This is a genomic window from Microbacterium sp. Be9 (genome assembly GCF_011754135.1).
Classification (GTDB): Bacteria; Actinomycetota; Actinomycetes; order Actinomycetales; family Microbacteriaceae; genus Microbacterium; species Microbacterium maritypicum_A.
This window is the reverse complement of sequence record NZ_WNWT01000007.1, coordinates 66,444-85,471: the sequence shown is the minus strand read 5'-3', so window position 1 is coordinate 85,471 and position 19,028 is coordinate 66,444. Positions and strand designations below refer to the sequence as shown.

Annotated in this window: 18 protein-coding genes; 16 read left to right on the top strand and 2 right to left on the bottom strand. The window is 68.1% G+C overall.

The window, feature by feature from the left end; genetic code table 11:
* Window positions 1-38: 38 nt before the first annotated feature.
* From wecB to GLO27_RS18395, 8 genes are all read left to right on the top strand, one after another.
* The gene (wecB, locus tag GLO27_RS18430) at window positions 39-1,187 is read left to right on the top strand and encodes a UDP-N-acetylglucosamine 2-epimerase (non-hydrolyzing) (RefSeq protein WP_031207493.1); all 1,149 of its coding nucleotides are present in this window, start codon (window positions 39-41) and stop codon (window positions 1,185-1,187) included.
* Window positions 1,187-1,378, top strand: a complete 192-nt coding sequence (locus tag GLO27_RS18425; protein ID WP_167256368.1) for an LPXTG cell wall anchor domain-containing protein — start codon at window positions 1,187-1,189, stop codon at window positions 1,376-1,378. The genes wecB and GLO27_RS18425 overlap by 1 nt, the downstream gene beginning before the upstream one ends.
* Window positions 1,362-2,708, top strand: a complete 1,347-nt coding sequence (locus tag GLO27_RS18420) for a glycosyltransferase family 2 protein (RefSeq protein WP_021200197.1) — start codon at window positions 1,362-1,364, stop codon at window positions 2,706-2,708. The genes GLO27_RS18425 and GLO27_RS18420 overlap by 17 nt, the downstream gene beginning before the upstream one ends.
* On the top strand, window positions 2,705-3,328 hold the full coding sequence (locus GLO27_RS18415; protein ID WP_021200198.1) for an exosortase/archaeosortase family protein: 624 nt from the start codon (window positions 2,705-2,707) through the stop codon (window positions 3,326-3,328). Before GLO27_RS18420 ends, GLO27_RS18415 begins: the two co-directional genes overlap by 4 nt.
* Before the next feature lie 77 nt (window positions 3,329-3,405).
* The gene (locus GLO27_RS18410) at window positions 3,406-4,071 is read left to right on the top strand and encodes a hypothetical protein (RefSeq protein WP_021200199.1); all 666 of its coding nucleotides are present in this window, start codon (window positions 3,406-3,408) and stop codon (window positions 4,069-4,071) included.
* A gap of 54 nt (window positions 4,072-4,125) precedes the next feature.
* Window positions 4,126-5,868, top strand: a complete 1,743-nt coding sequence (locus GLO27_RS18405) for a DUF11 domain-containing protein (RefSeq protein WP_167256366.1) — start codon at window positions 4,126-4,128, stop codon at window positions 5,866-5,868.
* 206 nt (window positions 5,869-6,074) lie between these two features.
* A complete protein-coding gene (locus tag GLO27_RS18400) occupies window positions 6,075-7,208 on the top strand; it encodes an MFS transporter (protein ID WP_021200201.1) in 1,134 nt (377 codons plus the stop codon).
* Window positions 7,209-7,245: 37 nt separating this feature from the next.
* A complete protein-coding gene (locus tag GLO27_RS18395; RefSeq protein WP_167256364.1) occupies window positions 7,246-7,785 on the top strand; it encodes a cytochrome C5 in 540 nt (179 codons plus the stop codon).
* 50 nt (window positions 7,786-7,835) lie between these two features.
* Here the strand turns inward: GLO27_RS18395 and GLO27_RS18390 are convergent, their stop codons facing one another.
* A complete protein-coding gene (locus GLO27_RS18390) occupies window positions 7,836-8,534 on the bottom strand; it encodes an alpha/beta hydrolase (RefSeq protein ID WP_167256362.1) in 699 nt (232 codons plus the stop codon).
* A 94-nt stretch (window positions 8,535-8,628) separates the two neighbouring features.
* On the opposite strand from GLO27_RS18390, the gene GLO27_RS18385 reads away from it, so the two are divergent.
* From GLO27_RS18385 to GLO27_RS18350, 7 genes are all read left to right on the top strand, one after another.
* Window positions 8,629-9,009, top strand: coding sequence for a nuclear transport factor 2 family protein (locus GLO27_RS18385; RefSeq protein WP_167256360.1), 381 nt, complete (start codon window positions 8,629-8,631; stop codon window positions 9,007-9,009).
* A gap of 32 nt (window positions 9,010-9,041) precedes the next feature.
* A complete protein-coding gene (locus GLO27_RS18380) occupies window positions 9,042-9,677 on the top strand; it encodes an NAD(P)-binding domain-containing protein (RefSeq protein WP_021200205.1) in 636 nt (211 codons plus the stop codon).
* A gap of 65 nt (window positions 9,678-9,742) precedes the next feature.
* On the top strand, window positions 9,743-10,696 hold the full coding sequence (locus GLO27_RS18375) for an NmrA/HSCARG family protein (protein ID WP_167256358.1): 954 nt from the start codon (window positions 9,743-9,745) through the stop codon (window positions 10,694-10,696).
* 4 nt (window positions 10,697-10,700) lie between these two features.
* The gene (locus GLO27_RS18370; protein ID WP_208323974.1) at window positions 10,701-12,095 is read left to right on the top strand and encodes a hypothetical protein; all 1,395 of its coding nucleotides are present in this window, start codon (window positions 10,701-10,703) and stop codon (window positions 12,093-12,095) included.
* Window positions 12,096-12,101: 6 nt separating this feature from the next.
* Complete coding sequence (locus GLO27_RS18360) at window positions 12,102-13,925, top strand: glycoside hydrolase family 15 protein (RefSeq protein ID WP_167256356.1); 1,824 nt, start codon at window positions 12,102-12,104, stop codon at window positions 13,923-13,925.
* Window positions 13,926-13,980: 55 nt separating this feature from the next.
* Window positions 13,981-14,889 carry an LssY C-terminal domain-containing protein gene (locus tag GLO27_RS18355; RefSeq protein ID WP_167256354.1) on the top strand — a complete coding sequence of 303 codons (909 nt, stop codon included), beginning with the start codon at window positions 13,981-13,983 and terminating at the stop codon, window positions 14,887-14,889.
* Window positions 14,886-15,353, top strand: a complete 468-nt coding sequence (locus GLO27_RS18350; protein WP_167256352.1) for a hypothetical protein — start codon at window positions 14,886-14,888, stop codon at window positions 15,351-15,353. The genes GLO27_RS18355 and GLO27_RS18350 overlap by 4 nt, the downstream gene beginning before the upstream one ends.
* Window positions 15,354-15,363: 10 nt before the next feature.
* On the opposite strand, the gene GLO27_RS18345 is transcribed toward GLO27_RS18350, so the two are convergent.
* Window positions 15,364-16,368 (bottom strand): magnesium and cobalt transport protein CorA, encoded by a 1,005-nt coding sequence (locus tag GLO27_RS18345; protein ID WP_029258864.1) that lies wholly within the window; start codon window positions 16,366-16,368, stop codon window positions 15,364-15,366.
* A gap of 459 nt (window positions 16,369-16,827) precedes the next feature.
* Between GLO27_RS18345 and GLO27_RS18340 the strand changes: the two genes are divergently transcribed.
* Window positions 16,828-18,936, top strand: coding sequence for a DUF11 domain-containing protein (locus GLO27_RS18340; RefSeq protein ID WP_167256347.1), 2,109 nt, complete (start codon window positions 16,828-16,830; stop codon window positions 18,934-18,936).
* Window positions 18,937-19,028 lie beyond the last annotated feature (92 nt).

Genomic DNA, 19,028 nt, shown 5'->3' with positions numbered 1-19,028 from the left:
GGGGATTCTTCCCCCGGGGGCTGTTCGAGGTACCCAAAATGAAGCTCTCCTTCCCGTCCCCAACGTCTGAACTGCCGACGTCCTCGGTCATGATCGTGTTCGGCACTCGCCCCGAGATCGTCAAACTCGCGCCGCTCATCCGTCGGCTCGGTGATGCCGCGTACGTCGTCCACACCGGTCAGCACTACGACCGGGGGATGTCGGCGGTCTTCCTCCAGTCGTGCGGGATCGCCCGCGTCCACCGTCAGCTCCACGTCGGCGGGCTGCCGCGTGCGGCGCAGATCGGGCGCGGTGCCGAGCAGATCGCCGAGGCGATCAGCCAGATCGGACCGAAGTACGTCGTGGTCCAGGGCGACACCAACGCGACATTCGCCGCCGCCCTGGCTGCGAACGCCGCCGGAGTGCGTCTGGGGCACGTCGAGGCGGGATTGCGCGCCAACGATCGCCGCATGCCGGAGGAACACAACCGGGTGATGGTCGATCACATCTCCGACGATCTCTTCGCCGCGACCGAGGCGAACAGATCGAATCTGCTCGACGAGGGAATCCCCGACGAGCGCATCCTGGTCACGGGCAACCCCGTGGTCGAAGCCGTGCTCCGGCAGAGGGCTTCGGTCGAATCCGATGTGGAGGAACTCGTCCACCTCGGGGTCTATCCCGACCGATACGTGCTGGCGACCCTGCATCGGCAGGAGAACGTCGACTCGCCCGAGAACCTGCTCGCGACGTTGCACGCGTTCAACGACATCGCGTCATCGGGGTGGCCGGTCGTCTTCCCGGTGCATCCGCGGACACGCGCGATGCTTGCTGACCTCGACGCGGAGCACCTTCTCGACGCGCTGATCGCCGAGGAGCCCTTCCCGTACGAGCGGTTCCTCGCTCTGGCCGCGCATGCCGCGGTGCTGGTCTCCGATTCCGGCGGTATCCAGGAGGAGGCCACCGTCCTCGCGCGTCCAGTGCTCGTCGTCCGGGACTCGACCGAGCGCCCGGAGGCGCTCGGTACCTTCACGAAGCTGGTGACGCCCCAGACGCTCGCGGCGGAGACCGCGACCCTGCTCGCCGATGTCGAGAACACTCTTCTCGCGCTGGGTTCCCTGCCCTCGCCGTTCGGCGACGGCAGGGCGACCGAACGCATCGCCGCGCACATCCACTCGGTCGTGGCCGATCTGTTCACCGAGGAGGCGTGATGTACAGCAGCGAAGTCTCCGCGCCCGTGGCCGTGGTCGGGGTGCTCGCGATGACCGGGCCCGACTCCGTGATCGTCTGGGCGGTCCTCGGCGCAGTCGCTGTGGGAGCCGGGGCGTTTCTGGTCTGGCGTCGGCATCTCCTGCGTGTCGTCGCTCCTGAGCCGCGAGAGCGACATGATCGCTGCCGCTAACGCCATCTCCTTCCTCGTCACCCTGACATTCCTCGTCTATGTCTTCATGATCGTCGTGCCCTTCCTGCGTCGCACACCCGACCCGGAAGGGAGGGTGGATCTGTTCGACTGGCACATGTTCGTCCCCTGTCGGGACGAGGAGGTCGTGATCGGACGCACCATCGAGATGCTTCGCACCACGGTTCCCGAAGCGCACGTCTGGGTGATCGACGACGACAGCGATGATCGGACGGCGGCGCTCGTGCAGGCCGCCGCCGATGCGGATCCCTACGTGCACCTCGTCCAGCGGCGGCGTCCCGAGGCCCGCACCGGAAAGGGCGATGCTCTCAATGCCGCCTATTTCGAGCTCAACGCGTTCCTTCCCGGCGACACGGATCGAACCCGCGTCGTCGTCTGCGTCGTGGACGCCGATGGTGAAGTGGCGGAGAACATCCTCCGCCAGGCCGCCTCTCCGTATGCTTTCGGTGATCCAGAGGTGGGCGCCGCCCAGGTCACGGTCTTCATGAAGAATCGGGATGACCGGCATCCGGTCGAGGGAGCGGGGTGGGCCCGCAACACCTTCGGACGATTCCTGATCAGGATGCAGGACCTCGAATTCCGAGGCCCGATCGCGGCGGTCCAGTCGCTTCGCGGCTGGACCCAGACCGTCGGCCTCGGCGGAAACGGGCAGTTCACTCGGCTCTCCGTGCTGGACGATATCGCCGAGCGGTCCGATCGGCCCTGGCACGGGTCGCTCCTCGAAGACTACGAGCTGGGGATCCACGTGCTCCTCGCGGGACATAAGAACAGGCACCTCCACGACACCTTCGTCGCTCAGGAGGCTCTGCACGACTTCCGGCGCTTCACCGTCCAACGCACCCGTTGGGCGCAGGGCAACATGCAGTGCATCCGCTACATCCCCGAGATCGCGCGTTCGACGAAACTCTCCAACGCCGGTGTCCTGGAGGTCTGCTACTACCTGATGCTGCCGTTGTTCCAGGTCGTCGCCAGCGCCGCGGCCGTCCTGCTGGTGATCGGAGCAGCCGTCGGCCTCCTGTCCGGTGCGGTGACACTGCCCCCGAGCTCCGTGCTCCTCCTCGCGATCTTCTACCTCCTGTTCGGCATCGGCCCCTTCTTCATCTGGGGGCCGCTCTACCGTCGCTACAGCGAACCGCAGGCCGGATTCTGGACCGGAGTGCTCTGGGGATTCGGGATGTGGCTCTACGACTACTACGTCTACCTGACGGGTGCTCGCGCCATCTACCGGATCCTCCGCGGTCGAAACGGATGGGCGAAGACTCGGCGCAACGGAGAGACCGATGTCGCCGGACCGATCGCGAAGGACACATGATGCACACGCTCGCTCTGAATCCGGACGCACGAGGCAGCAGCCGCAGCGATCGCGAGGAATCACGCCGTGCCCCGGCTGACATCGCGGCTCGATACACCGTCGGAGTGTTGCTGATCGTCGCCGCCGTGCTCCTCGTGCTCCTCGAAGAACGGTTTCGCATCTTCGAGGCGGGTGTGGCCGGTTCGTGGCTCACCCCGTTCGTCCCCGGCGGTGTGCGCCACTACCTGAACTACTACATCCTCGAAGTCGAGCCGGGCCGGACCGTCGCATTCATGGTGACGATCGAGTGCACCGTCGCCTTCCTCACCGCGCCCCTCTTGGCGCTCAGCGGCGTGATTCTCGCCACGACGCGAGTGCGCTGGAGGCAGGTCGTGAAGTCTCTGCTCCTCTCCGTCGTGCTCATCTTCGTCACGAACCAGCTCCGTCTCGGGGTGATCGCCCTCGGATCGCAGGCGCTGGGGTTCGAGGTGGGCTACGAGCTGACGCACCGACTGATCGGTTCGGTGCTCAGCATCATCGGCTTCAGCGCCGCCTATCTGGTCTTCGTCGTGGTGATCGCCGACCTCCACCTGTTCCGTCGGGATCCGAACCGCCGTAGATCGCGGGGCCGGCGGGCGTAACCGAACAGCACTCCTTCCGTCTAGTGGGAGGCGCAGCAGTCCTGCTCGCCTCCACCAGATGATGAAAGGGGCACAGGATGAACAAGATCCTCACGTCCGCATGCTCAACCGGTCTCGGCCTGCTGATCGCAGGAGGGGCTGTATTCGGCGGCCAGGCGGCTTTCGCCGCCGAGCAGCCGGTCCCGCCGGACGCCACGTCCGCGACCACCGCCACCACGACCAACACGGATCCGGTCGCACCACCGCAGGTTCGCGGTTATCTCGGACAGGCCACCCAGACGGCCGCCCAGGGGGTGACCCCGGAATCGATGATCAGCGAGGGGGCCGTCGTGCAGCTCGTCAACGACGAACAGATCGACGGCGTGTACAGAGTCGTCCTCCCGGTTCCCGCGCACACGAGCTTCGTCTCGGCGACCGAGGGCGGCGTGCTCGTCGACGGCAACGTGGTGTGGACGTTCAACGTCGCTCACGACGGTTCCACACGGATCGTGAAGCCCGTGGCGACCTTCCAGGTGGACGGGGGCTACTGGGGGCCGACGATCACGAACAGTGCTCAGGTCCTGTACTCCGGTGGCGTGTTCACCGACGATCCGCGATTCACCTACTCCTACGCCCACACCTTCGCCGAGCGCCCCGCCGTGCCGTTGATCGATCCGGCCATCGGTCTCGTCGGTGCCGGTGTGCTCGCGGCCGGAGCCGCGGGTGCCATCGTCCTGCGTCGTCGTGCCTCAGCGGACAGCTGACCTTCGACCCTTCTCACCAGAGCACTCCCACTCGAGCAATCAAAGGACAACATCGTGAAAAGAACATCACTCCTCCGGGGCGCGCTGGCCGGAGGGCTGCTCGCGGCCCTCGCGGTCGGTACCCTCGCCGCCGCTCCGGCGGCCAGCGCTGCTGATGTGAACGGGTGGGCCGGATCCGGCGACACCCGTACCGCATCCGCGGCCGGCGCCACCGTCACCATCAGCACCAGCGACAAGGTCCAGGTGAAGGGGTCCGGCGACGTCGTCGACCTCGCCACCGTGCGGAATGGCGGCGAGTTCGGTCTGAACATCATCGGTGCGCCGGAGCTCTTCCCGTGCGCGAACGGCGCGGAGTGCGTCCGCGGTGTCGTCACCGTCGATTTCGGTCAGCGCGTGACGAACCCCAAGATCTCGCTCGCCAACCTGGGCGGTGATATTTATGCGGTGGGTGGCGTCGTCACCAGTTCCGCCAAGTACACCTTGCAGACACCGGGGGTGAGCCTCTCCCGTGTCGCCGGAAACCTCGATGTGACGGCCACCACCATCACGTCGAACGACCTCGGCGCCAAGTCGGGCACCGTGCAGATCAACGGGGTCGTGTCGAAGGTCGACTTCCAGATCAAGATGCGTTCGAAGGGCGCGTTCGTCGGCCTTGTCCCCCTGTGGACCAAGGTCCCCAGTGACCTCCACAGCATCGACGTCGATGTGGACGCTCCTCTCAAGCCGGTCCTGACCCTCGACAAGAACGACCACCGCGACGTCGCTGTGATCGGAGACCAGCTCTCCTACGACATCGTCGTGAAGAACACCGGCAACGCGGCCGCCAGCAACGTGGCCATCAGCGATGCGCTGCCCGCGGGCCTCACCCCGGTCTCGGCGACCTACACGGCCGGCACCACGGGGCAGGCGACGATCGCCGGGCAGAACGTCCAGGGAACCATCCCGTCGCTCGCCCCCGGCGCCTCGTCGACGCTCACCGTCAAGGCCACGATCGCCACGACGGCACCGATCGGAACGCTGCGCAACAACGCCTGCGCCGTCGCCACCTCCTCGAACCAGGCATGCGATTGGGATGACACGAGGATCGACAAGCCCACGACGCCCGTTCTGACGATCGTCAAGGACGATCACCAGGGCGACGTCTCACTGGGACAGGCACTGAGCTATGACATCGTCGTGAAGAACACGGGTGATGGACAGGCTCAGGGTGTCGTCGTGAGCGACCAGCTCCCCGCCGGCCTCGATTTCGTCTCGGGCAGCGGCCCGGCCGGAACCACCGTGACCGCGACAGGGCGCACCGTCACGGCTAGCCTCGGGTCAGTGGCCCCTGGGCAGTCGATCGTCCTCACGGTCAAGGCGAAGGTCAACCAGTCGGCAGCACCCGGTGCTCTGACGAACACGGCCTGCGTGGCCGGCGCGAACGCGGCGAAGGCATGTGACGACGATACCGACATGGTCAAGCGCGAGTTCTTCCAGTACACGTTCAACTCGACCCCGACCGACCCGATTCCCGGCCAGGCCGTGACGTATCGGATGGAGTACGCGAACAACGGCAACGTCGACTCGGCGAACGCGGAGCTCGCGTTCGACATCGCCGGGATTCTGGACGACTCGTCGTGGAACCAGGCCAGCCTCACCGCGACCAGCGGCGCCGTCACCGTCAACGGCAGCAGCATCGACTGGAAGGGGCCGCTGGCCTCGGGGCAGAAGGTCGTGCTGACGTTCACCGGCGTCTGGAGCGGCAACGGGGACGGGTTCGCATTCCCCGGAATCACCTACTACGGCAGCGCGCGCTGAGCGCGTGACCGCAACACCGAAGGGGTCGTCCCGATGGGCGGCCCCTTCGGCATCGGCTAGGTTGGGACCGTGAGCCCTGAGTCCGACAGACCGTAGATCGCGGGTCGAGCGCCTTCCGCGCGCTCCCCGCATCCGCTGTCGACCCTTCTCACCCGCTGTTCATCGCGCTGTGCGATTCGAGCGGCGTCTTCGTGTCTGGATGCTCCATGCCCCTGCTCGTCCCCGTCCTGGCTCTGGCGATCTTCGCCCAGGGCACCAGCGAGTTCATGCTCGCCGGCCTCCTCCTCCCCCTCTCCGTCGATCTCGATGTCGATCCGTCGACGGCGGCCCTGCTGACCTCGGCCTTCGCGGTCGGCATGGTGATCGGCGCCCCGACCATGGCGGTCTTCGCCAGCCGTTGGGCTCCGCGGCGCGCTCTCGTGCTGCTGCTGGTGGTCTTCATCGCCGCGCACCTCGTCGGCGCGCTCGCGTCCTCCTTCTGGCTGCTGCTCGCGACGCGCGTGCTCGCTGCCCTGGCGAACGCGGGATTCCTCGCGATCGCTCTGGCGACGGTCCGGGCCGTCGTCGATCCCGCGACGGTGACGCGCGCCGTCGCCGTCCTCCTCTCGGGCACGACCCTGGCCACGATCGTCGGCGTCCCCGCCGGTGCGGCGCTCGCGAATGCGTACGGCTGGCGCTCGACCTTCTGGGCCGTCGCGCTGCTGTGCATGCCCGCTGTGGTCGCCCTGCTGCGGGACCGCACGCTCGTCGCGGTGCCGCGTTCGCCGAGGGTCGCCGTGCGTGCAGAGCTCGGGGAACTGAGGCGTCGCCCGGTGGTCGTCGCCGTGGTGCTCGCGGTGCTCGTGAACGCCGCGACCTTCGGCGTCTTCACATTCCTCGCTGTGATCGGTGCCGATGCCGGGGTGGAGGAGACCGGGATCCCCCTGCTGCTCGCCGCCTTCGGGGTGGGAGCCTTCGTGGGTGTCTCCGCGACCGGCCGATGGGCGGCCCGCTTCGAGCGGGGCTGGATCGTGGTGGGTGCCGCGGTGACGGCCACGGCCTGGAGCGTCTTCGCCCTGTCCGTCGATTCCGTGCCGGGGGTGTTCTTCGGCGCCGCGGTCGGGGGCATGCTGTCGTTCGCCGTGGGATCGGCCCTGATCGCCCGCATCGTCGGGCAGGCGTCGGGTGCCCCGGTGCTCGGCGGCGCCTATGCCACGGCAGCGCTGAACCTGGGGGCGTTCGTCGGTCCCATGGCTGCCGGCTTCGCCTACGCGCAGGCCGGAGCGCCCGGGGTGCTCGTCGCGGCTGCCGCTCTGGCGGCCGTCGGTGTGCTCCTCGCTCCCCTCCTTCGCGCGCGATGACCGCCCGGGAACCCGGGCGATGCGAAAGACTGGAGGCATGACTTCGCCTGCGCTCGATTCCCTCCTGGCCCGCATCGTCGAGAGCGGGCTGCTCGAAGATCCCATCGCCGAGAACGGCCTCGTCTACGGACGGGCGAGCATCGACGCGGCGGGAACCGTGGTCAACGTCAACATCGACCCGGAGCTCGACGACGATGACGAACACGGCGACGACGTCGATCTCGATGTGCTGATCGCGGCCGTCTCGCGCATCCTCTCCGTCGGGGAATCCCGTTGGCGCGCGGTGATTGACGAGGTGGCGACCGACATCGATGATGCGGTGGACGACGAGCCCGTGGTCGAGCAGATCGACCTGCGAGACGATCTCGAGGCGACCTCGGTCGTGGTGTTCGCCGACGCCGTGCTGCTCGCCTTCGTCGCCCCGAAGCAGTTCCCCGATTCGCGCATCCTCGTGCAGCTCGACGACCAGCTCGACGTCGACGGGGTCGAGGTGCGAGAGCTCGACGGTTCCGAGAGCATCGATTTCGAGACGCTCGACGAGCTGCTCGACCACATCAGCGGTCCCGACGAGAAGTGACCGTCGGATGCCGCGGCGTGGGCCCGCGGCATCCGACGGTCGATCGGGGGTCAGGCGCCGGCGAGGGCGGTTGTCGCGTCGTCGATCAGATCGCAGATCGCGGCGGGGTGCGAGGCCAGCGAGGCATGGCTGGCATCCAGTTCCACGATCTTGCGCGGTGACATCCGCGCCGCCATGCGCCGCTCGTTGTCGGGGTGGATCATGCGGTCCTGGGTCGACACCTGGTACCAGGTGGGCTTGACCTTCCAGGCTGGTGCGGTGACGTCGTCGCCGAACGTGGAGGCGAGCGGCGCCTTCTGGGTGACGGCCATCACGAGCGCCTCATCGTCCGTCAGATCCTGGAAGAAGCTCTCCTGGAACTTGTCCTGGGCGACCCAGAGGTAGCCGTCGCTGTCCGGCGCGATGTTCTCGAACGCTGCGGGCGGGTGCTCCGCGCTGATCTGCCCGGGGTTCTCGCCCGCATCCGGAGCGAAGGCCGCGACATAGACGAGTCCGACGACGTTGGGCAGGTCTCCTGCCTCGGTGATGACCGCCCCGCCGTAGGAGTGCCCGACCAGGAGGACAGGGCCGTCGACCTGCCGGATCATCGTGCGCGTGCGCTCCGCGTCGTCGGCGAGCGAGGTGAGCGGGTTCTCGACCGCCTGGATCGATTCGTACCCGCGCCGCCGCAGTTCGACGATGACTTTCGCCCAGTGGGCGGCGCCGCCCCAGAATCCGTGAACGAGGATGATCGTCGGTTTCGTGGTCATGGGAATACCTCCTGCATTGGATCGGTTACCGTACTCCGACCATATACTTTCCACGGAAAGTAATCTAGGCATCGCAGGAACCGAGAGGGACACCATGTCAGCCGAAGAAGATATCCGCGAGCTGCTCGCCACCTACGAGCGGGCACTCAATACCGATGACACCGCGCTTGCGGTGTCATGTTACACGCAAGACGGCGTGTTCATGCCGACGATGCTGCCCACGGCCGTGGGCCCGGAGCTCACACAGGCCTACGACGCCGTGTTCGCGGCGATCCACCTCGCGGTGGTGTTCACGATCGACGAGGTGACCGTGTTCAGCGACACCGCAGCCGCCGCGCTGACCCGCAGCAACGGAACCCAGACCGTCCGCGCCACGTCGACCACCACGCCGGAGTCGAATCGCGAGCTGTTCACCTTCGCCGTCGAAGACGGCCGATGGAAGATCAGCCGCTACATGTTCAACAAGTCCGCATAGCACCGACCGCACAAGACCTACAGGAGATCACCATGACCACCGCCATCATCGGAACCGGAAAGATCGGCAGCATCATCGCCCAGGACCTCGCGGACGGAGGAGAGGACCTGATCATCGCCGGCAGCGACCTGGAGAAGGCGGCGTCGCTCGCCGCCGCGGTCGGCGGAAGTGCGCGTGCGGCCGAGGTGCCCGCCGCGATCGCCGCTGCCGACATCGTCATCCTCGCCGTCTGGTTCGACGTGTCGAAGAAGCTGATCGACGAGAACCGCGACGCTCTCGACGGCAAGATCGTCGTCGATCCCTCCAATCCGCTCGGCCCGGACGGGAACGGCGGATACGTGAAGATCCTCGCGCCCGAGGAGTCCTCGGGGCAGATCCTGGCCCAGAAGCTCCCCGCCGGAGCATCCCTCGTGAAGGCCTTCGGAACGCTGGGCGCGGAGTCGATGAAGGTGAGCGCTCGGCAGGATCCTGCGATCGCACTCCTCTATGCGACCGACGACGGTGCGGCAGGGGAGGCCGTCGCCTCGCTGATCCGCTCCGCCGGTTTCGCACCCGTGAACGTCGGCGGACTCGACCAGTCCGTGCGCATCGAGGTGTACGGCGAACTGCACGAGATCGGTGGGCTCGGCCGGACCGTCACCGCGGAGGAGGCCCGCGCCGCCCTGTGATGGATCTTCCCGAACCCGCAACCGCACGAACTGCAACCGCACGAAGAGCAACAGAAGGAAAGCCGATGAACGAACAGAAGAAGATCGCGGTCGCCGGTGCGACCGGTTCCCAGGGCGGTGGCGTCGTGGACGCCATCCTCGCCGACCCCGAGCAGCGATTCGCCGTCCGCGCGCTCACGCGCGACCCGGCGTCCCCGGCCGCACGCGCGCTCGCCGCACGCGGAGTGGAGGTGGTGCAGGCCGACTTCGCCGACGAGCCGAGCGTGGTCGCCGCACTCACCGGCGTCGATGGCGCGTTCCTGGTGACGAACTTCTGGGCGCACGGATCCGCTGCCAGGGAGCTCGCGGAGATCGCGACGCTCGCCCGCGCCGCCGCCGCGAGCGGCGTCGGCCACGTGGTGTGGTCGACGCTGGAGGACACGCGCGATCTGCTCCCCCTGGAAGACCCGCGAATGCCTGTGCTGCAGGATCACTACAACGTGCCGCACTTCGACGCGAAGGGCGAGGGCAACGCCTTCTTCGCCGCGGCAGGAGTGCCGACCACCTACCTGAACACGGCATTCTTCTTCCAGAACCTCGCGGCCTCCGCGATGGGCGCGCGTCGAGAGGACGACGGTGTGCTGACGCTGACGCTTCCGCTCGAGGACGGGAAGCGCATGTCGGCGGTCGACGTCTCGGACATCGGACGGACCGCGTTCGCGATCCTGGCCGCGGGCGACGAGTACATCGGCCGGACGGTCGGCTTGGCGGGGGACCACCTGACGGGAGCCGAGTACGTGTCCGTCTTGAGCGACGTGCTCGGGGAACCCGTGCGATTCCGGTCGATCGCGTACGACGATGCGCGCAGCTCGGGCGCTCCCGGCAGTGACGAGTTCGGCAACATGTTCCAGTACTACGGCGATTTCGACGCCGAGTTCACCGGGGCGCGTGACCTGACGTCACTGCGGAAACTCGTTCCCGGGCTCAAGGACTTCCGCACGTGGGCTCAGGAGAACGTCGCGCTGCTGACGGCCGAGTAGAACGATGAGCGAACACGCGGTGACCGTCTCGACGGCTCGGGAGCTGCTGGCCGCCGTCAGCGCAGGTGTCGAGGACATCGAGGTGCGCGGGGTGATCGTCGGGGCGCCGGGGTTCACCCTCGCGCCCGGTGTGAGTCTTCGCGGAGGGACCCTGCAGTTCGGGGCCAGGGGTGTGCGCCTCACCTCGGACAACACGCTCGAGGACATCTCGATCCTGACGGCCGATGAGGAGGCGGCGATCCTCAACGACACGGGGGTGACCGATCTCGGCACCCTCACGCTGCGCAACGTCACCACGCGGGGGCAGATCGTCATCCTGGCGGAGGACCGTGTGCGTGGCGGGCACGTGCAGGCCGAGAACGTGCGGGTGCTCACCGCCGACCTGCGTGGACGGTTCCACCGTCCGCACGGGTTCGGCGTGGACGTCTTGCAAGGAGGCTTCACGCTGTGGAACCGGCAGGCGGATCCCGAGGTGGAGCTGACAGCCGAACTGCTCGAGATCTCTGCGGGGACGGAGGCCGAGCCGGTGTACGGAAGCGGGATCTTCGTCGGGGGACACGGAGGTCGGGACGGGCGCGGTGCGGGCGGAACCGTGCACGTCACCCGATTGCGCACCGGAGAGGTGCACACGGACGGGGCGATCCCGGCGGGGACGCCGGACCTGATCTCGGCCGGGGTGTTCGTGCTCAGCGGGGCGACGGTCGACGCGGTGCGCACCGCGGGGGCCGTCACGACGTACGGCCCGAACGACATGGTGCTCGACAACTGGGGATCGGTGGGCACCTGGATCGCCACGGGAGAGGTTGCGTCGCACGGGCCGAGCGGTATCGGGGTCGTGAACTTCGGCGATATCGACACCCTCGACGTGCGCGCGCCGATCGTCACGACGGGGAGGGGCGCCCGGGGCTTCAACCTCTACGACGGCACGTTGCGGGAGGCGAGGTTCCAGAGCATCCGCACGACGGGCGACGGGTCGATCGGCATCCAGATCAGCAGGCCGATGGGGAGGCTTGCGGTGGATGGCGATGTCACGACGAGCGGCGGTGAGGGGCTGAGCCTCGTCAAAGGCGTGCAGATGACGCTCCCGGCGATCGCGCTGAGCGTGACGGGGACCGGATCCGTCGACGCGCTCCGCATCGGCGGACGGCTCGTCACCGCGGGGGCTAACGTGGTCACACTGGAAGTGGGGGGACGTGTGGGCGAGGTGTCGATAGCCGGTGGCGTCCGCGCTACAGGAGCGGGCTCGAGGGCCGTGGCGCTGCTCGACAGTGCGGACATCGACATCGCGGACATCGACATCGCGGACATCGACATCGCCGACATCGACAGTGCCGACATCGACAGTGCCGACATCGACAGCGTGGACATCGGCCTCCGATCGTCCGGCCCGAGGGGATGAGGCGCCGTGGGGGATGAGGCGGGCGTCCGCATCGACGACTACGCGCTGCTGAGCAACTGCCGCACGGCGGCGCTGGTGTCGTGCGCGGGCAGCATCGACTGGCTGTGCCTGCCGCGGCTGGACTCGGCATCGACGTTCGCGGCGATCCTCGGCGACGAGTCCCACGGGCGGTGGCTGCTGCATCCGACCGACCCCGCTGCGACGAGCACGCGACGCTACGACCGGGAGACCTTCGTGCTGGTCACCCGATGGGAGAGCGGCGATGCGGTCGCCGAGGTGCACGACTTCATGCCGATGGGACTCGATCCCGATGCGGCGATCCGGCGGACCGATCTGGTCCGCCGGATCGTGGGAGTGCGCGGCTCCATGGTCTTCGAGCAGCGGCTGAGCATCCGCTTCGACTACGCCAGGGTGATGCCCTGGGTGCGCCAGGTCGGGCCGGAGGGAGACCCATGTCTGGTCGCGATGGGGGGCCCGGATGCCCTCGCCCTGCGCGGTGCACCGCTGAAGCCGATCGACCATCAGCACCGGGGCGAGCTGGCGGTCGACGCCGGAGAGGTGCGTGACCTGCAGCTGACGTGGTTCCCCTCGCACCTCGACCTCCCCCATGCGCTCGACGTGCAGAACGAGCTGGACGCCACGAAGGCCTGGTGGCAGGACTGGGCCGATCGGATCTCGCACGACGGCCCGCACCGGGACGAGGTGGTCCGGTCGCTGCTGATCCTGCGGGCACTCACCAACCACGAGACGGGCGGGATCGCCGCCGCGGCGACCATGGCCCTGCCGGAGGAGATCGGGGGCGTGCGCAACTGGGACTACCGCTATGTCTGGCTGCGCGATGCCGCCCTCACCCTCGAAGCGCTGCTCGCCCACGGGTTCCTCGGGGTGGCGGGGCAGTGGCGGGAATGGCTGCTGCGGGCCGTCGCCGGGGACCCTGCCGACCTCCAGATCATGTACGGCCCGGCGGGGGAGAGAGATCTCGTGGAGCGCGTGCTGACGAATCTCCCGGGATACGAGGGTTCCGCACCGGTGCGGATCGGCAACGGTGCGGCGGACCAGTATCAGGCCGACGTCGTAGGCGAGGTGCTGGTGACGCTGTCGGCCGCGCGGGCGGCGGGACTCAACGAGTCGGGCTTCTCCTGGCCGCTGGAGCGCGAGTTGGTCCGATTCGCCTCCGAGCAGATCGAGCGCCCGGATCAGGGACTGTGGGAGATCCGGGGTGAGCCCCGTCTCTTCACGCACTCACGGGTGATGATGTGGGCGGCGTTCGATCGCGCGGTGCGCGCGGTCGAGGAGCACGGACTCGAAGGCCCCGTGGAGCGCTGGCGCGGGCTGCGGGATCGGATGCGCGAGGAGATCGATCGCGACGGTGTCGTCGACGGTCACTTCGTGCAGCACTACGCGACCACCGAGGTCGACGCCTCGCTGCTCCTCCTTCCGCAGGTGGGGTACTGCCGGCCGGATGATCCCCGGATGCTGGCGACGGTCGCACGCATCGAGCAGACGCTGATGTCCGACGGGCTCGTGCGTCGGTATCGCACCGGTACGGGGGTCGACGGACTCTCGGGCTCGGAAGGTGCTTTCCTGGCGTGCTCGTTCTGGCTGGTCGAGCAGTACGCGTTGACGGGGCGGCGTGCGGATGGGCATGCCCTCATGGAGCGGTTGTGCGGGCTCGCGAACGACGTGGGGATGCTGTCGGAGGAGTATGACCCGGTGGCGGGGCGGCAACTCGGCAACACTCCGCAGGCCTTCTCGCACCTCGCGCTCGTGCGTGCAGCGGATGCGCTGGCCCTGGCGGATCTCGGCTCCGCAGAGGAGAGGTCGCGCTGAGGGGGCGGTCCCTGGGCGTCTTCTCACCCGAGCGCGCAGTTCCTAGGATGTGGACATGACGGAACCGATCAAGCGGCGGGACCCTCTGGTCCCGCGCCGACGGTTCTCCGTCAACGCGGCTCTCGACGACGTCTTCTTCGTGTTCGCCGGTCTCGCCGCGATCTGGCTCGCGTATCTCATCATCACGGAGGCGTTCTCGTGGGGCTGGTGGGCCATCGGGTTCGCGGTGGCGTTCTGGCTGATCCTTGCCTACCTCGTGCTGCCGAGGCTGCACTCCATCCTCACGCGCATCTACGTGCCCAGCTACTTCATCGGGCGGGCGCGAACGAGCGACGGCCTGCTCGGAGACCCGGTGAACCTCGCCGTCCTCGGCACCGAGGAGCAGCTCACCCGGTGCATGGCCGAGGCCGGATGGACACGCGCCGATGACATCACCGCCGCATCGACCTGGCGCATCGTGTCGTCGACCATGCTCAGGCGCAGCTACGACGAGGCCCCGGTCAGCCCGCTCTTCCTGTTCGGGAGACGGCAGGATCTCGCCTATCAGCAGGAGGTCGAGGGCAACCCGGCCAAGCGGCACCATGTCAGATTCTGGCGCTGCCCTGACGGCTGGATGCTGCCAGGTGGGCACCGTGTCGACTGGGTGGCCGCCGGCACGTTCGACCGTGCGGTCGGGTTCTCGCTGTTCACCCTGCAGATCACCCACAAGATCGATGCGGACATCGACATCGAACGCGATCACATCGTCCGCACTCTCCGCGAGGCGCACACCGGGGTGCGCATCGTCATCATCCGTGACTTCTCCACGGGATACCACTCCCGGAACGGCGGGGGCGACAGCATCCACACCGATGGCGATCTGCCCGTGGTCGATCTCCGCCACGTGGTGCAGGCGCGGTCGGCGGATGCCGCGGAGGAGGCCGTCGAAGAGGCGCCGGTCACCGAGCTGCGAGGTCTGTCGTGAAGCGGCCTCTGGCCACCGGCCTCGGCGCGGTGCTGATGTCGCTCCGGGTGATCTGGGGGTTCGTCTCGATCCTCGTCTACGTGCTGAACTGGATGGCGATCAGGGAGGAGATCTTCTCCACCGGCGACGGCACCGTGCTGGTTCCACCGGATGTCGCCGACATCCTCCTCATCGTCGGGTTCAGCGCGCTCGGCGTCTGGTACCTGTTCTACGGTGTGCTCGCCGGCCTGGTGTTCACCGGGTCGAACTGGGCACGCATCGTGGCGATGAGCTTCGCCTCGCTCAGCATCATCGTCGTCTTCCTCGACTGGTGGAACGCCGGCATCCCCGTCACGTTCCGCACCTCGCTCGCGAGCGTCGCGCTCGACATCCTCGTGCTGCTCGCCCTGTCGGCGCAGAGCGCCCGGAGCTTCGCCCGGCGCAACGACCCCCGCTTCATCAGCACCGGTGAGCCGCTCGCCTGAGGCGGTCGGTTCAGAGCCACTTCTTGTACTTGAACACCCCGAACAGGCCGACGGCGAACGCGACCATCGCGCCGATGGCCATCGGGTAGCCGAAGGCCCAGTGCAGCTCGGGCATCACGTCGAAGTTCATCCCGTACACCGTGCCGACCAGCGTCGGGGCGAAGATGATCGCCGCCCAGGAGGAGATCTTCTTGATCTCGTCGTTCTGCGCGAGCCCGGCTTCGGTCTGGCGGCGTGCGACCAGCGCGGAGTGCACGGTGAGCGCGTTCTCGAGGATCGCCCGGAACGAGTCGATCTTCTCGTTGACGCGGATCGTGTGGTCGAGCACGTCGCGCAGCGAACGCTGCAGCTCCTCGTCGATGCGGTACTTCGCCGATCCCCGACGCAGCCACTCCAGCATCCCGTTCAGCGGGTGCACGGCGCGCTGGAAGTTGATGACCTCGCGGGACAGCTCGTAGATGCGGCGGGAGAGCGCGCTGTCGTCGTCGCCGTCGCCGAAGAGCTGGTCCTCGATCTCGTCGATGTCGTTCAGCAGACCCGCCACGATCGGCTCGTAGCCGTCGACGACCTCATCGAGGATCGCGTAGAGCACGGCCTCCGGCCCCATCGCGAGCAGTTCGGGGTTCGCTTCCATGCGGGCGCGCACGGCGGCGAGGTTGGGCGACTCGGCGTGCCGGATCGTCACCACGAAGTCGGGGCCGACGAACAGGTGCAGCTCGCCGAACTCGATCGACTCCTGCTCGTCGCGGTAGCGCGCGGGGCGCAGCACCGCGAACAGGGTGTCGCCGTAGCGCTCCACCTTCGAGCGCTGGTGGCCTGACAGCGCATCCTCGACGGCGAGGGGATGCAGGTCGAACTCGCGCGCGACGGACGCCACCTCTTCGGGGCTGGGCCGGTACAGGCCGATCCAGGCGATGCCACCGGCGGCGTCCAGCATCCGGTAGGTCTCGTCCAGGTTCTTGGGGGTCTCCACGCGACGTCCGTGGACGTACACGCCGTTGTCGATGAGCGCCATCATGCGGCTCCGTTCTCGCAGGTGCACGGCAGCAGAGAGCTCCGTGCGCGGGTTTCGTCAGGGGGCGGATGACGCCGCCGACGGCTGCGGAGAAGGACGTGCGAAAGCGGACCGGAAGGTCAACGCGCGAGCGCAGGGAGTCGCGACGCAGCGAAGGCGGCGTCGTAACTATCACCGGACATCGCCATCACCGCCTTTCGAGACTCTTCGGGCCGAACGACCCAACACGTCAGCATACTCCTGTCTGCTGTGAGGCTTCCCGGTCGCGCTCCTGCCCCGATCAGAGCAGTATTCTGCTCGCCGAGAGGTGGAGTAGCACGTTACCTGCTAGTAGCATCGGACCTCGAAGCGATGCGGAGAGTCCGGCGTCGCCCCTTTCCGCATCGATCCGTCCGCTCCCGGCGCAGCCTCTTCGTGCGCCCGGTGTGTGCGGACGATGCGCCGCACGAAGGAGACTCCATGTCCGCTGCCCTCAGTCGTCCTCGAGCCCGCGGTCTGTGGGGTGGGATCGCCGCCGTGCTGATGGTGTCGGCCGGGCTCGTCGGGGCCTCCATCGCCACCGCACCCGCCGCTCAGGCGGCGCCGGTCCTGCAGTGCACGGGGTCGACGGTCTACGTCACCAACCAGGGTGCGGGTGACGGCGATCTCTGGCAGATCGATGCGACGACGGGGGCGGCGACCGCGCTGGTCGACCTTCCCGGTGACAACGTCGTCAATCAGCTGGGCATCGCGCCGGGAGGGGGGAACTTCCTGTTCACCAAGGCGGGGACCGTGTACGACTACACGCTCGCGACCGACTCCTTCGACTCCACACCGGCCCAGGTGCTCACGGGCTACTCGGCCGTCGGCGGGGCGGTGAGCCCGACGAGCGGGCTCTACTACTACGGGGGCATCGGCGCCGGCGGCACCGAGTACCAGATCGCCGTCTACGACCCCGTGACGAACACGAATCGAGGCGTCGCCTCGACGATCCGTCTGCCCGACGGCATCGCGCTCACCAACAGCGACTTCGCGTTCGACACCCTCGGTCAGATGTACATCGTGGGCAGTACACCGACCGGTGGTGCGCTGATCCGCGTCGACGGTTCGATCCCCTCGACGGGGTCGAACTCCGCACTCACCTCGTCGCTGCTCACGACGATCGAGCCCGTCGCCGGTGTGACCTATGCCGCCATCGCCTTCGGTGGGACCGGCGAGGTGTACATCGGTGGAGGCGCGGGACCGATCCTCCGGGTGAACGCCACCACCGGGGCATTGGTCGGGAACGTGCCGGTCTCGGGGGCCGTCGCCTCGAACATGACGGACTTCGCGACCTGTGGTGCGCCGCCGACCCTGACGGTGCAGAAGAACGTGGCGGGGCGGGTGCAGCCCACCGATCAGTTCGCCCTCTCGATCACCGGCGGCGGCATCGTGCCGGGACCAGGCAGCATCGGGGTCACCGAGGGGGCTGAGCCCGGGCTGCAGACGCAGTCGCCGGCCGAGACCGCCGGATCGGTGATCGTGCAGCCGAACGCCACCTACGACTTCGGCGAGACCGCCGCGGGAACGACGAATCTCGCGGACTACGGATCCCGCTGGGAGTGCGTCGATGCGCAGGGACCCGCGGGGGCCACGATCGGCTCCGGCACCGGTCCGTCGGGGAGCGTCACGATTCCGCAGATCGCCGGCGTCGCCGTGGTCTGCACCGTGTTCAACGACCCGCTCGTGCCCGGGATGAGCCTCGACAAGAGGGTCACCGGAGTCGTCGACGCCAATGGAAACGGCTACGACGATGTGGGCGACCGGATCACGTGGGAGTTCGAACTCACCAACACCGGCGAGACTCCGCTCACGGGACTCACGATCGACGACGACAGGCTCGCTGCTGCAGGTATCGGCATCACCTGCGATCCGGACGCGCTCGCCCCGGCGGAGTCGGTGGTGTGCACGGCGGACCGGCCCTATACGATCACGCCGGCCGATCTCGCCGCGGGCGCGGTGGTCAACACGGCGACGGGGACAGGCACGCCCCCGGGTAAGCCCCCTGTCATCACCCCTCCGGACACCACGGAGACACCGGTCGGCGGCTACATCGTGACCAAGGAGTCGGACCCCAGGTCTGGCAGCTCGGTGGCGGCGGGTTCCGTCATCGCCTACACGCTCACGGTGACCCAACGCGGTCTGGCGTCCGTTCCCGGAGCGGTGCTCGAGGATGATCTCGCCGAGGTGCTGGACGACGCCGCCTACAACGGTGATGCCTCCGCTTCTGCCGGTGCCGCATCTTTCGACGTGGCCGCGAGGACGCTCTCGTGGAGAGGCGACCTGGCAGCGGGCGACGTGGTCACGATCACGTATTCGGTGACCGTGGGAACGCGCGGTGACGGTGACCTCGTCAACACGGTCACCAGCCCGGGGTGCAGCATCGCCTGCACGACCACGCACGACCGGGTCCCGCCCCCCGCTGCCGGCCTTGCGACCACGGGAGGCGGAGTCGCGATCGGCGGCATCGTGGGCGCCGTGCTGGTCATCGCCGTCGGTGCAGGGCTCGTCCTCCGCGGGCGCCGCGGGGCTCGCCACGACGTGAGCTGATCTGAACGGCCACGTGAGCTGACGCGGACCGAGGCGGGAGCGTCGAGGAAGGCCGGTCGGGAGCGCTCCGACCGGCCGTTCGCTCGCGGCCT